Below are 12,940 nucleotides of genomic sequence, written 5' to 3'. Positions count from 1 at the left end.
GTCAGGTCACGTCCTCGGCACTCGGGTGGGGATTGGACCTCCATTCTCCCCTGGCGATGTACCCGACGACGACATTGAGCACCGCGACCACGGGCACCGCGAAGAACGCGCCCGGGATCCCCGCGATGAAGCCCCCGGCGGCGACCGCGAGGACCACCGCGAGGGGGTGGATCTTCACGGCGGTGCCCATGACGAGCGGCTGCAGCACGTGCCCCTCGATCTGCTGCACGAGGATCACGATGCCGAGCATGATGAGCGCCGGGATGGGCCCGAAGTAGACGAGCGCGACGAACACGGCGAGCGCCCCGGTGAGGACCGCGCCGACGACGGGGATGAAGGCGCCCAGGAAGACGGCGACGGCGATCGGGATGACGAGCGGGAACCCGCCGAAGAAGAGGCCCAGGATCCACGCGCCCAGGCCGATGCCGACGGCATCCACGAAGGCGACGAAGATCTGCACCTTCACGAAGGTCGTGAGGGTCGCCCAGCCGGCCTCCCCGCCGCCGATCACCGCGCGCTGCGCGCGCCGCGGGAAGAGCCGGGTCACCCAGCGGAAGATCCGGCGGCCGTCGAGGAGCAGGAAGAGGGTCGAGAAGAGCACGAGCAGGATGCCGGCGAGCACGTGCCCGGCGGTCGAGCCGACGTCGAGCGCCCCCGTGACGAGGGCGGAGGTGTCGGCCTGCACGGCCTTCACGAGCTCCGCGACGTACTCGTTGATGTCCTGCTCGGTGAGGTGGAGGGGCGAGTCGAGCAGGAGGGCCTTGAGGTCGTCGTAGCGCTCGATCGACTTCGCCTGCAGGGCGGGAGCGCCCGAGCGCACCTGCTGCACCACCAGGGTGATGAGGCCGGCGACCACCGCGATGACCCCGAGCTCGGTCACCGCGACGGCGAGCCCGCGCGGCCAGCGGTGCCGCTGCAGCCAGTTGCAGAAGGGCACGAGGAGCGCCGAGAGCACCACCGCGATGAGGAAGGGGATGACGATGAGCCGCAGCTGCACGATGAGGAAGCCGAGGAGGGCGATGAGCCCGGCGACGACGAGCAGCCGCCACGACCAGGCCGCGGCGATGCGCATGCCCGGCGGGACGCCGTCGGACACCCGGTTGTCGGTCGCCGCGCGAGCGCGGTCCTCGCGGGATCGGAACACCATCCGCCAAGCCTAGGCCGACCAGCTCCCCCGCGGTCGCCGGAACGGGCGGCGCCCAGCTGATCCGCCGCCGACGGTGTCGGCGGGCGGCGCTAGGGTCGGGGCGATGGTGGAGAAGCTCTCGCTGGCCCGCGCCCGCCGCCTCGCGCTCGGGGCGCAGGGCTTCGCGCGGCCGCGCCCCGCCTCCGTCGGCACCCGCCAGCTCGCCCTCGGGATCGACCGCCTCCGCCTCCTCCAGCTCGACAGCGTCAACGTCTTCGAGCGCAGCCACTACCTGCCGCTGCTCGCGCGCCTCGGCCCCTACGACACGGCGGCACTCGACGCCCTCACCTTCGAGCGCACCGGCAGCCGCGCCCGCTACTTCGAGTTCTGGGGCCACGAGGCGGCGCTCATGCCGCTCGAGCTCCTGCCCGAGATGCGCTGGAAGATGCAGCGGCTCCGCGAGCGCGACGACGCCCGCGATCAGCTCTGGGCCCGCGATCCCGCCAATGCGCGGATGATGCAGTGGGTCCGCGCGCACATCGCCGAGCACGGGCCGATGGCGGCGAGCGAGATCGAGCACGAGGAGAACCGCCGGACGGGCCCGTGGTGGGGCTGGTCGGATGTGAAGATGGCGCTCGAGGTCCTGTTCCGCTGGGGCGAGCTCGTCTCCGCCGGCCGCCGCCGCTTCGAGCGCCGCTACGGCCTCCCCGAGCAGGTGCTGCCTGCGGGGGCGTTCGACGCGCCCGTCCCGAGCGCCGAGGACGCGACCCGCTCGCTCGTCCGCCAGGCGGTCGTCGCGCACGGGGTCGGCACCGTCGGCCACCTCGCCGACTACTTCCGCCTCCGAATCGACCGCACGACGCAGGCCCTCCAGGAGCTCGTCGAGGAGGGCGCCGTGCTGCCGGTGCAGGTCGAGGGCTGGGCCCGGCCCGCCTTCATGGATGCCGGGGCCGTGATCCCGCGCCGGATCGAGACCGCGGCGCTCCTCTCGCCCTTCGACCCGGTCGTCTGGGAGCGGGATCGCGCGCTGAGGCTCTTCGGCTTCCACTACCGGATCGAGATCTACACGCCGCCACCCAAGCGGGTCTTCGGCTACTACACGCTGCCGGTGCTCGTCGACGATCGCGTCGTCGGGCGGATCGATCTCAAGCGGGACCGGAAGGCGGGCGCGCTGCGCGTGCAGTCGGCGTGGTGGGAGCACGCGGTGCCGCCCGGGCTCGAGGAGCGCGTCGCGCCCGCGTTGCGCGAGGCGGCCGCCTGGCAGGGGCTCGACGACATCCGCGTCTTCGACTGGGGCACCGCCGCCGCCGACCTCGCCCGGGCGCTCGGCGTGCCGCTCGAGCCGAGCGATGCCCCGACGGCCGGCGACCGCTCGGCGGCGATGGATGTGCTCGAGGGGCGCGTCACGGCCCCGCCGACCGGCGCCGCCCGGCTCTGAGCCGTTCAGCGCAGAAGCGGCTAGAAGCGGTCGAGGCTGCCGCGGAGGCGGGCGACGCGATCCTCGATGGGCGGATGCGTCGAGAACAGTCGGGCCATGAAGCCGGGCTTGTTCGGGTCGCTGATCCAGAGGTGCGACATCGAGGTGTTCGTGCGCGTCACGGGGCGGCCATACGTCTGCAGCTTGAGCAGCGCGCTCGCGAGCGCCTCGGGGTGCCGTGTCGTCAGGGCGCCCGTGGCATCCGCGAGGTACTCGCGCTGGCGCGAGACGGCCGCCTGCACGGCGCCCGCGACGAGCGGCGCGACGAGGGCGGCCACGACGCCGATCACGAGGAACACGATCATGAGCGGGCCGGCGTTGCTGTTGTTCGAGCGCCCCCGCCCGCCGAAGACCAGGAAGCGGAGGAAGAAGTCGGCGATGAGGCCGATCGCGACGACGAGACCGAAGACGATGAGCGAGACCCGGATGTCGTAGTTCTTGACGTGGCCGAGCTCGTGGGCCATGACGCCCTCGAGCTCCGCATCGTCCATGAGCTCGAGGAGGCCGGTCGTCGCGGCGACGACCGCGTGCTCCGGGTCCCGACCGGTCGCGAAGGCGTTGGGCGCGGGATCCGCGATGACGTAGACCTTCGGCATCGGCATGCCCTCGGTGATCGCGAGGTTCTCGACGATCCGATACAGCCGGGGGTGGTCCTGCTTCTGCACCTCGTGCGCGTGCGCCATCGAGAGCGTCTGGCGGGTCGCCATGAAGTACTGGAACACCGCGTAGCCGATCGCGATCACGAAGACGATGACCGTGATCGACCAGTCCTGGTAGACGAGGCTGAAGATCGAGGCGAGCCCCGCCATGAGGACGACGAACAGCACGATGATGAGCACCGTGTTGCGCTTGTTGCGCGCGATCGCGCTGTACATCCCCGGCCCGCGTCAGGTCAGAACTGGACGCGCGGCGGCTCGGCGATCGCCGCCGGCTCGTCGACCTCGAAGAAGTCGCGCTCGGTGAAGCCGAGCTGACGGGCGAAGAGCGTGTTCGGGAAGATCTTGATCTTGGTGTTCAGCTCGCGGACGCCGCCGTTGTAGAAGCGGCGCGAGGCCTGGATCTTGTCCTCGGTGTCGACGAGCTCGCCCTGCAGCGCGAGGAAGTTCTGGTTCGCCTGCAGCTGCGGGTACGCCTCGGCGACCGCGAAGATCGACTTCAGCGCCTGCTGCATGTGGTTCTCGGCGGCGGAGGCCTCGGCGGGGGTGCCCGCGTTCACGGTCTCCGCGCGCGCCTGCGTCACGTTCTCGAAGACCTGCTTCTCGTGCGCCGCATAGCCCTTGACCGTGTCGATGAGGTTCGGGATGAGGTCGGCGCGGCGCTTGAGCTGCACCGTGATGTCGCTCCAGGCCTCGTCGACGCGGACGTTGAGCGTCACGAGCGAGTTGTAGGTGGCCCAGAGGTAGATGCCGACGATGACGGCGAGCACCACGACGATGCCGACGACGATGAGGATCTCCATGCCTGAATCATACTCGCGCCCCGCTGGGAGCGTCCCGCCGACCCGGACGCAGGCCCGGGGTGGGAGGATTCCGGGGTGACCCGCGCGACCGACGCCATCGAGACCCTGACCGAGCTGCTCCCCGACTGGCCGCAGCCCGGCATCCTGTTCCGCGACCTCTCCCCCGTGTTCGCCGACGCCGAGGCGCTCCGCGCGGTCGCCGAGGCGCTCGTGGCGGACTTCGGCGAGGTCGAGGCGATCGTCGGCATCGAGGCGCGCGGCTTCGTGCTCGCGACCGCGGCCGCCGTCGCGACCGGGCATGGCACGGTCCTCATCCGCAAGGGGGGCAAGACCCCGCCGCCCGTCATCAGCCGCGACTACGGGCTCGAGTACGGCGAGGCGAGCCTCGAGCTCGCGCCGGCGCGCATCCGGCCGGGGATGCGGGTCGTGGTCGTCGACGACGTCCTCGCGACGGGCGGGACGCTCGCGGCCGGCCTCGAGCTGCTGCGGGAGGCCGGGGCCGAGATCGTCGGCATCGGCGTCGCGATCGAGCTCGTCGCGCTCGAGGGCCGGGCGAAGCTCGGCGAGGTGCCGATCACGGCCCTGCAGCAGGTCTGAGCGCGCGCGGCGCGGCGACCGCCGGGCACGGCGGCAGCGCTCAGGGGCCGAGCACGCGCTCGAGCTCCGAGTTCGCGAAGCGCCGCTCGGGGTCGAGCCGGTCGCGCACGGCGACCGCCTCGTCGAAGCGCGGGTAGCGCGCCCGGAGCGAGGCCGCATCCTCCCAGTGGAGCTTGCCCCAGTGCGGGCGCCCGTCGAAGGCGCGGAGCACCGCGCCGGCCTCGCGCAGCACCTCCTCGAAGTGCTCGCCCCAGTAGCGGTGCACCGCGATGTAGCCGCTCTCGCGGCCCGAGGCGGTCGAGAGCCACAGCCGGTCGGCAGCCGCGACGCGCACCTCGACGGGGAAGGAGAGCCGCCAGCCGCGCCGCTCGACGAGCGCCCGCAGCTCGGCCACGGCCTCGGGCACCGCTGCGCGCGGCACCGCCATCTCGAGCTCGCGGAAGCGCACCCGCCGCGGGCTCGTGAACACCTCGTGGGAGCGGTCGACGAGGTCGCGGCTGCCGTAGACGCGGGTCGCGAGGCGGTTCACCGCCGGGATCGTCGCCGGCAGCGCACGGCCCAGCGCCGACTTCAGCGCGAGCGCGCCGTTCGCGAGGAGCTGCTCCTCCGCGAAGGCGGCGAGGCGTCCCTCGGGGCGCCGCACCGCATCCCCGGGGAGGCGCGTGTTCGTGCGCACCATGGCGGTGTCGGTGTGCGGCCACCAGTAGAACTCCACGTGGTCCTCCTGCTCCGTCCGCTCGCGGAAGGACTCGAGCACGCCGCCGAGCGGCTCCGGGCCCTCGACGGCGTGGAGGAGGAAGGCGGGCACGCACTGGATCTCGAGCTCGACGAGGATGCCGAGCGCGCCGAGCCCGAGCGCGACGAGCGGGAGCAGCTCGGCGTTCTCGTCCGGCCCGACCTCGAGCAGCGCGCCGTCGGCGAGCACGAGCGTCGCCGACGTGACCTGCGTCGCGAGTCCCCCGAAGCGGAGCCCGGTGCCGTGCGTGCCCGTGCTCGTCGCGCCCGCGAGGCTCTGCCGGTCGATGTCGCCGAGGTTCGCCATCGCGAGGCCGTACGGCTCGAGGAGCGCGGGGATGCGGTGGAGGCGCGTCCCCGCCCGGAAGCGCACCCGACCGGTGGCGGCATCCGCGTGCACGAGCCCGGAGAGCTCGTCGAGGGAGAGGAGCACGCCGTCGGTCGCGGCGAGCCCGCTGAAGCTGTGGCCCGCGCCGACCGCCTTGATGCGGAGGCCGCGCGAGGCGGCGCCGCGCACCGCCGCCTGGACCTCCTCGACCGCGCGCGGGCGGAGCACGGCGGCGGGGCGGGACACGACGTTGCCGGCCCAGTTCCGCCAGGTCGCGCCGCCGGCCGCGCCGCCGGGTGCCCGCCGCGTCACAGGAACGCCCGCCCTTCGCCCCGGTAGCTCGGCACCTCGCCGACGAGCGCGCCGTCCCGGACGAGCACGAAGGCGGCGACGTGCTCCGAGAGCTCACCGGCTTTCGTGTGCCGGAACCAGACTCGGTCGCCGACCACGAGATCCCGCGCCGCGGCGCCCCGCAGCGGGGTCTGCACCTCGCCCGCGCCCTCGCGGGGCAGCATCCGGAGCCCCTCCGGCCAGACGGGGCGCGGGAGGCGGTCGTCGCCCGCGGGACCGGACGCGATCCAGCCGCCGCCCAGCACGGTCGCGATGTCGGCGGTCGGCCGCCGCACGACCGGGAGCGCGAAGGCGGCGGCGGGCGCCGGCTGGAAGCCGCGGTAGGTGTCGAAGAGGTGCGGGCCGAGGAGGCCGGAGCCGGCCGCGAGCTCGGTGACGCTCGGATCCGCCGCCGTCGACTCGAGCGAGCCCGTGCCGCCGCCGTTCACGAACTCGAGGTCGGCGAGCTCGCGCAGCCGCGCCACCGCCTCCCCGCGCCGCTCGCGGAGCTCGCCCGCCGAAGCGCGCTGCATCGCGCGGATCGGCGCCGCGCCCAGGCCGCCGGCATCCCCGACGCCCGCGATCTGCGCCTCGTAGGCCATGAGGCCGACGAGCTCGAAGCCGGGCCGGCGGACGATCTCGCGGGCGAGTGCCAGGAGCGACGCCGGCTCGTGCAGCGGCGAGCGCCGGACCCCGACATGCCCGAGCACGGGCGAGCGGTAGGAGGCGTCGAGCTCGAGCGCGACCCGGATCGGCGCCCGCCGCGCCGGCGGCGCGACGGCATCCACGAGGTCGAGCTGGGCGGCGTCGTCGATCATGATCGTCACGCGCGCGGCGAGCCGCGCCTCGGCCGCGAGGCGCGCGATCGCCGCGCGGTCGGCGCTCGGGTAGCCGACCACGACATCCTCGGCCGACTCCGCGAGCCAGAGCGCCTCCGGCAGCGTGTACGCGAGGATGCCGCGGAAGCCCGGCAGGGCGAGGACCGCATCGACGACCGCCCGGGAGCGCACCGACTTCGAGGCGACGCGGATCGGCACGCCGCCCGCGCGCCGGAGGAGATCGTGCGCGTTCCAGGCGAGGGCGTCGAGCTCGACCGCGGCGAGCGGGGGATCGAGCTCGGCGGTCGCGGCGGTGAGGCGCGGCCACCAGGTCTCGGGATGGCGCCACGGCTCGGGCGCGCCCGGAGCGGGCGCCGGGAGCGGGATGGCGCTCACGCCCGCGGCTCCGCGTGCGCCGCGATCGCCGCCGCTGCGAGGTCGAGCAGCCGCTCCGCCGCCTCGTCGTCGCGGGTCGCGAGCCAGGCGAGCGTCACGCCGTCGGTCAGCGCGATCACGAGGCGGGCCAGCTCCTCGGCGGGGATCCGCCAGACGACGCCCGCGTCCTCGGCGGCGGCGGTGATGAGGGCCTCCGCGGTCTCGTGGTACCGGCGGTACTGCAGTGCCGGGAGGTCGCGGAGCCCGGGCTCGCGGAGCGCGTACTGGGTGAGCTCGAACATGGCCTGCTCGCGCACGGGGTCGGCGCGCACCAGGTCGAGGAACCCCGCGAGCGCCCCGCGGACGAGCTCGAGGGGCTCGGCGGCGGCCGCACGCGGGCGCGCGGCGGGCAGCCCGGCGAGCGCCGCCCCGCGCTCGCGCTGCACGACCTGCTCGACGAGCGCCCGGAGCAGCTCGTCACGCGAGGCGAAGACGTAGTGGAGGCTCGCGAGCGACATGCCCGCCTCCTGAACGACGGCGCGCGTCGTGACGCCCTGGATGCCGTCGCGCAGGAACACGGCGAGCGCCGCCCGGGTGAGCTCCTCCCGGCGCTCGGCCGGTGCGATCCTCGCCATGGGCTCCCCCTCCTCGGCCGCCGCGGGCAGCTCCCGCCGCGCGAAGTGGGTCGACTGTCCCACATTCGCGACCTCGCGACAAGGGCGCGGGTGTTTGACATGCCGGCGGGCGGAGGTTCCAATGGAGGCACGGTGCCAGCGCGTGCGGAAGAGGCGATTCGCCCCCGGGACCGTCGTCCGGGGGGCACCTCGTCGCGCCCGCGGACGCGCGCCGCCCGCGGCGTGGGACGTCTCGGGCCGGGCTCCGGCGCAGCCCTGCTCGCCCTCCTCCTCGCCCTGGGCGGGGCCCTCCTGCCGGTCGCGCCCGCATCCGCCGCCGCCCTCGCGGTGACCTCGCACCGTGACGACCAGTTCGTCGCCGGGCCCGCCGTGCCGCTCGCCGGCACCGGGGCGGAGGGCGCCCGCATCGAGATCCGCGGCAGCGGGGTCGAGACCTGCTCCACCACCGTCCGGGGCGGCACCTGGGCCTGCCGGCTGCAGCTGCCGAACGGACGCACCGTGCTCACCGTCTCGCAGCTCGAGACCGTCTCGCAGCCGGGCGACGCGAGCGCCGCGCCCGAGCCGACCCCCGCGCCCGCCCCCGTCGAGCTCCGCATCGCGCTCCGCGTGCTCGGCGCGCCCGCCTTCGACCGCCCTGGCGAGATCCTCACATCCGGGATCGTCACCGGCACCGCCGTCCCGCACGCGGGCGTGCGCGTGACGCTGCGGCCCGAGCGCGGCGGCGCGGCCGTCACCGAGTCCTGCCCGCCCGCCGAGGCCGACGGCGCCTGGACGTGCCCGCTCTCCGTGCCCGCCGGCGCCTACCGTGCGACCGTCGTCCAGTACGCGCCCGACGATCCCTCGGAGGCGAGCCCGCCGAGTGCCGAGGTCCGCATCGTCGTCGACCGCGAGCCGCCCGCGGCGCCCGTCATCACCTCCCCCGCTGAGGGCGCGGAGCTCGCCGTCGCCGGTGCCGCCTTCGCCGGCACCGGCGAGCGCGCGGCGACCCTCGACGTCTTCGCCAGCGGTCAGCGCCTGTGCACCGCCGAGGTGCGCGCCGACCTCAGCTGGCGCTGCGAGGCGCTCACGATCGCCGCCGGACGCTACGTCGTGCAGGCGATCCAGCGGGATGCCGCCGGCAACATCTCGAATCCGAGCAGGGTCCTGCGGCTCGTGTTCCGCGCCGACTCGAGCCCGAAGCCCTCCCCCGAGGAGACGCCCGACGGCGATGACGACGGCGACAGCCAGGACCCGGGATCCGGCGAGGGCTCGCCCGGACGCGGCTCCGGCGACGGAGGCGACGGCGGCGACTCCGGCGACGGCGCGGACACGGCGGCTCCCGGCTCCGGCGCACCGCACGGCTGGACGAGCCGCTGGTCGGAGCCGTCCGGCTTCGGCAGCGCCCTCCCCGCCGTCGCGACCGCCCTGCGCGACCCCGCGTCGATCGCGGGACTTCTGCTCGCCGCCCTCTTCGTCGGGCTCGTCGCGCTGCCCCTCCGGCTGCTCGCCGGCGCGCTGCGCGGGCGAGAGCCGATGCGGCTTCCCGCCCTCTTCGGCCGGAACCAGCCGCGCGCCGTGACCGGGCTCGGCTCGCCCGCGGACGGCGTCGCGGGCGCGCACGCCGTCGTCGCGGCGTCCGGCGGCGTCGCGACGGGCGGCTCGGGCGGCTCGGGCGGCGCCGGCGTCTCCGGCTCGACGCGACGCGGGCTGCTCCTCGCCGCGCTCGCCGCCGCGGGCGTCACGACGATGCTCGCCGCGGGCCTCCACGGCGACGCCCGGGATGTCCGGCTGCTCACCGCCGTCGGCGCCGCGCTCGTCATGCTCAACGGCCTCGGCATCCTGCTCCCGGCGGTCCTCGCGGGGCGCGCGCTCGGCGAGCCGGTGCGGATGCGCCTCGTGCCGGGGTTCCTGCTCGCGGCGGCCGCTGCCGCGGTGCTCAGCCGGCTCGTCGGGATCTCGCCGCCCGTCCTGATCGGCGTCGTCGCGGGCGCCGCGCTCGTCGCGGGCACGCCGCGCTCGCGCGCGATCGTCCAGCTCGCGCAGATCGCCGGGACCACGATCCTCGCGCTCGCCGCCTGGCTCGCGCACGACGCCGCGGCATCCGTCGGCGGCTCGGTCGGACTGCTGCTCGGCGAGACCTTCGCGGCCGTGTGCATCGCCGGCTTCGGCTCCGCGGTGCTGCTCGCCCTGCCGGTCGCGGGGCTGCCGGGTCGCGCCCTCTTCGCCTGGTCGCCGCTCGCATGGTCGCTCGTCGCGGTGCCGGTCGTCGCCCTCGCGGGCGTGGTGCTCACGACGGCCGTCGGATTTCCGGTGCTGCTGCTCGTCGTGGCGGCGGCCGTCACCGCCGCCGTGAGCATCGGGACCTGGGCGTGGGTGCACTTCGTCGAGCCGGCGCTCGTCGCGCGGACGCCCGATCGGGTCGACTGACGCCCTCCGCCGCGCGCGCTCGCCCTCGCACCGCCGCGGTGCGAGGCGCGAGGGATCGGCGTACACTCGCCCGGGTGACCCTCCACCAGCTCTCGATGCCCGCGCGGCGTCAGGAGGTCGTCGGCGCCCCTCGCGCCGACCGCAGGTAGTCCGCTCTCCCGCGGCCCGCACGAGCCCGAGCTCGACGCCCGCCGCGGACCGCATCCGCGCGCCCGGCAGCGTGCCCGTCCGGCACCGTGCCCGCCGCGGCATCCGATACCGACCCGTCGGCATCCCGCCGACCGTCACGAGAGCAGCCACACCATGATCAGCTTCACCGACGCGCAGCTCCGCGCGTCCTTCGTCAACACCTCCCTCAAGGAGCGCAAGGCCATCCGGCTCCCCGAGCCCGGCGAGACGCGCTGGGACCGCCTCGACTACCTCGGCTGGCGCGACCCCAAGCGGCCCGAGCTGGGCTTCGTCGTCGTCGAGCTCGACGGCGCGGCGCTCGGCATCCAGCTCCGACAGGCGGAGGCCGCGCCGATCGCGCGGGCGCAGTGCTCCTGGTGCGAGGACGTGCAGCTGCCGAACGACGTCGTCTTCTTCGGCGCGCGGCTCGCCGGCGCTGCGGGGCGCAAGGGCGACACGATCGGCACGCTCATCTGCGCGGGCTTCGAGTGCTCGGCGAACGTCCGCCGGCTGCCGCCGCTCGCCTACGAGGGCTTCGACCGGGAGGCCGCCCGCGACCGCCGCATCGAGGCGCTCGGCGAGCACGCGCGCCGCTTCGCGCGGAACGTGCTCCGCGGCGAGGCGCGATAGGCGGCCGCGGCGCCGCGGAGACGCCGTGCCCTCGCCGGGATTCGAACCCGGACTGAGCCGATTTTAAGTCGGCTGCCTCTGCCGATTGGGCTACGAGGGCGCGGCACCAGTATCCCGCGCCCGCCGCCCGCCGCCCCCTCCCCTCGCCCCCGCATCCGCTCATCCCCTCTTCCCCTCATCCCCTCTTCCCCTCTTCCGAAATGCAGGACGAATCGCGCGGAGGCACCGACTTCACGGGGCACACCCGGGCGTCAGGGCGGGCGGGTCCTGCATTTCGGAAGGGAAGGGGCGGGGGCGGCGCGGCGGGACGACGCGAGCCTCCCCTTCCACTCATCCGCTCATCCCCTCTTCCGACCTTCCGAAATGCAGGACGAATCGCGCGGAGGCACCGACTTCACGGGGCACACCCGGGCGTCAGCGCCGGCGCATCCTGCATTTCGGAAGGGGGAGCGGAGGTGAGGGCGGGACGACGCGAGCCCCCGGCCGGTGGCCGGGGGCTCGCGAGGCGTGCACTGCGCGCTACGACTTGGGGCGCGACGCGAAGGTCTCGAAGGCGAGGCGCGGGGTGTCGCGCGCCGGGATGCCGACCGGGTCGCGGCGGAGCAGGACGTTGAGGATCCAGACGCCGAAGACGCGGATCTTGCGCTCCCACATGGGCATCGCGAGGCCGTGGTAGCCGCGGTGCATGACCCACGCGGGGAAGCCCTTGACCGCGAGCTTGCCCTTCTGGAATACGCCGATGCCGATGCCGAGCCCGGCGACCGCGCCCAGGTTCTTGTGGAAGTACTCGCGGGGCTCCTCGCCGCGGAGCTCCGCCACGAGGTTCTTGGCCATGAGCTTGCCCATGCGGACCGCGTGCTGCGCGTTCGGCACCGCGAAGCCGCCGACGCCGCCGCCCGAGAGGTCGGGGGTCGCCGCGACATCGCCGCATCCCCACGCGTCCGCGACGACGCCCTCGTCGTCGACGACGCGCAGCGTCGGCTCGACGCGGAGGCGGCCGCGCTCCTCCGTGGGGAGGTCGGTGTTGCGGAGGACGGGGTTGGCCATGACGCCGGCCGTCCAGATGATGAGGTCGGACTCGAAGCTCTCGCCGGTCGACAGCTGGATCTTCCCGTCGACGGCGCTCTGGAGCTGCGTGTCGAGGTGGACGGTCGCCTGGCGCTGGGCGAGGTTCTTGAGCACCCAGTGGCTCGTCGGGAGCGACACCTCGGGCATGATGCGGCCCATCGCCTCGATGAGGTGGAAGTGCGTGTCGTCGACCGTGAGGGTCGGGTAGGAGGCGACGAGCGAGCTCGCGAAGCTGCGGAGCTCGGCGAAGACCTCGATGCCGGCGAAGCCGCCGCCGACGACGACGACCGTCAGGAGGCGGTCGCGCTCGGGCCCGGCGGGGAGGTTCGACGCGAGGTCGAAGTTGCGGGTGAGGCGGTCGCGGATCGCGGTCGCCTCCTCGATCGTCTTGAGTCCGATGGCCTCGTCCGCGACGCCCGGGATCGGGAAGGTGCGGGAGACGGCACCCGCCGTCATGACGATGGTGTCGTACGACTCCTGCCACGGCTCGCCGACCTCGGGCGTGATGGTCGCGACCTTGGCGGCGTGCTCGACCCCGGTGACCTTCGCCGTGATGACGCGGGTCTTCTTGAGGTGGCGACGGTGGTGGACCACCGCGTGCCGCGGCTCGATGGAGCCGGCCGCGACCTCGGGGAGGAAGGGCTGGTAGGTCATGTACGGCAGCGGGTCGACCATGGTGACCTGGGCCTCGCCGCGGCGGAGCTGCTTCTCGAGCTTGAGGGCGGTGTAGTAGCCGGCGTAGCCGCCGCCGACGATCAGGATCTTGCGCACGTTCGGGGGTCTCCTCA

General features: G+C 74.5%; 11 protein-coding genes and 1 tRNA gene. 4 read left to right on the top strand and 8 right to left on the bottom strand.

Translation table 11 applies throughout. The annotated features are described in order from the left end of the window. Position 1 precedes the first annotated feature (1 nt). The gene (locus OF852_RS00305; protein WP_271119824.1) at positions 2-1,147 is read right to left on the bottom strand and encodes an AI-2E family transporter; all 1,146 of its coding nucleotides are present in this window, start codon (positions 1,145-1,147) and stop codon (positions 2-4) included. 103 nt (positions 1,148-1,250) lie between these two features. Here OF852_RS00305 and OF852_RS00300 point away from each other — a divergent pair, with 103 nt between their 5' ends. Further along, a complete protein-coding gene (locus OF852_RS00300; protein ID WP_271119823.1) occupies positions 1,251-2,564 on the top strand; it encodes a winged helix-turn-helix domain-containing protein in 1,314 nt (437 codons plus the stop codon). 20 nt (positions 2,565-2,584) lie between these two features. On the opposite strand, the gene OF852_RS00295 is transcribed toward OF852_RS00300, so the two are convergent. Beyond that, a complete protein-coding gene (locus OF852_RS00295; protein WP_271119822.1) occupies positions 2,585-3,478 on the bottom strand; it encodes a M48 family metalloprotease in 894 nt (297 codons plus the stop codon). A gap of 17 nt (positions 3,479-3,495) precedes the next feature. Continuing rightward, the gene (locus tag OF852_RS00290; RefSeq protein ID WP_271119821.1) at positions 3,496-4,062 is read right to left on the bottom strand and encodes a LemA family protein; all 567 of its coding nucleotides are present in this window, start codon (positions 4,060-4,062) and stop codon (positions 3,496-3,498) included. 75 nt (positions 4,063-4,137) lie between these two features. Here OF852_RS00290 and OF852_RS00285 point away from each other — a divergent pair, with 75 nt between their 5' ends. Further along, complete coding sequence (locus tag OF852_RS00285) at positions 4,138-4,659, top strand: adenine phosphoribosyltransferase (protein WP_271119820.1); 522 nt, start codon at positions 4,138-4,140, stop codon at positions 4,657-4,659. Between the two features lie 40 nt (positions 4,660-4,699). Here the strand turns inward: OF852_RS00285 and OF852_RS00280 are convergent, their stop codons facing one another. The 3 genes from OF852_RS00280 to OF852_RS00270 are packed head-to-tail and all read right to left on the bottom strand — an operon-like array spanning position 4,700 to position 7,943. Continuing rightward, on the bottom strand, positions 4,700-6,034 hold the full coding sequence (locus OF852_RS00280) for a D-arabinono-1,4-lactone oxidase (RefSeq protein WP_271119819.1): 1,335 nt from the start codon (positions 6,032-6,034) through the stop codon (positions 4,700-4,702). Then, positions 6,031-7,266, bottom strand: coding sequence for an alanine racemase (locus tag OF852_RS00275; protein ID WP_271119818.1), 1,236 nt, complete (start codon positions 7,264-7,266; stop codon positions 6,031-6,033). Before OF852_RS00275 ends, OF852_RS00280 begins: the two co-directional genes overlap by 4 nt. Beyond that, positions 7,263-7,943, bottom strand: coding sequence for a TetR/AcrR family transcriptional regulator (locus OF852_RS00270; protein WP_271119817.1), 681 nt, complete (start codon positions 7,941-7,943; stop codon positions 7,263-7,265). The genes OF852_RS00275 and OF852_RS00270 overlap by 4 nt, the downstream gene beginning before the upstream one ends. Before the next feature lie 159 nt (positions 7,944-8,102). Here OF852_RS00270 and OF852_RS00265 point away from each other — a divergent pair, with 159 nt between their 5' ends. Both OF852_RS00265 and OF852_RS00260 read left to right on the top strand, forming a co-directional pair. Then, positions 8,103-10,286 (top strand): hypothetical protein, encoded by a 2,184-nt coding sequence (locus OF852_RS00265; RefSeq protein ID WP_271119816.1) that lies wholly within the window; start codon positions 8,103-8,105, stop codon positions 10,284-10,286. Positions 10,287-10,589: 303 nt separating this feature from the next. Then, positions 10,590-11,084 (top strand): FBP domain-containing protein, encoded by a 495-nt coding sequence (locus OF852_RS00260; RefSeq protein WP_271119815.1) that lies wholly within the window; start codon positions 10,590-10,592, stop codon positions 11,082-11,084. Between the two features lie 26 nt (positions 11,085-11,110). On the opposite strand, the gene OF852_RS00255 is transcribed toward OF852_RS00260, so the two are convergent. Beyond that, positions 11,111-11,184, bottom strand: a tRNA-Leu gene (locus tag OF852_RS00255). Between the two features lie 419 nt (positions 11,185-11,603). Then, a complete protein-coding gene (locus tag OF852_RS00250) occupies positions 11,604-12,923 on the bottom strand; it encodes an NAD(P)/FAD-dependent oxidoreductase (RefSeq protein WP_271119814.1) in 1,320 nt (439 codons plus the stop codon). Positions 12,924-12,940 lie beyond the last annotated feature (17 nt).

The organism is Homoserinibacter sp. YIM 151385 (assembly GCF_027912415.1).
Lineage (GTDB): Bacteria > Actinomycetota > Actinomycetes > Actinomycetales > Microbacteriaceae > Schumannella.
This window is presented reverse-complemented; position numbering and strand designations above follow the sequence as displayed.

Bases quoted from the DNA above. Each gene is read 5' to 3' on its own strand.
- OF852_RS00295 (WP_271119822.1), bottom strand. From the start codon at position 3,478: ATGTACAGCGCGATCGCGCGCAACAAGCGCAACACGGTGCTCATCATC.
- OF852_RS00260 (WP_271119815.1), top strand. From the start codon at position 10,590: ATGATCAGCTTCACCGACGCGCAGCTCCGCGCGTCCTTCGTCAACACC.
- OF852_RS00290 (WP_271119821.1), bottom strand. From the start codon at position 4,062: ATGGAGATCCTCATCGTCGTCGGCATCGTCGTGGTGCTCGCCGTCATC.
- OF852_RS00305 (WP_271119824.1), bottom strand. From the start codon at position 1,147: ATGGTGTTCCGATCCCGCGAGGACCGCGCTCGCGCGGCGACCGACAAC.
- OF852_RS00300 (WP_271119823.1), top strand. From the start codon at position 1,251: ATGGTGGAGAAGCTCTCGCTGGCCCGCGCCCGCCGCCTCGCGCTCGGG.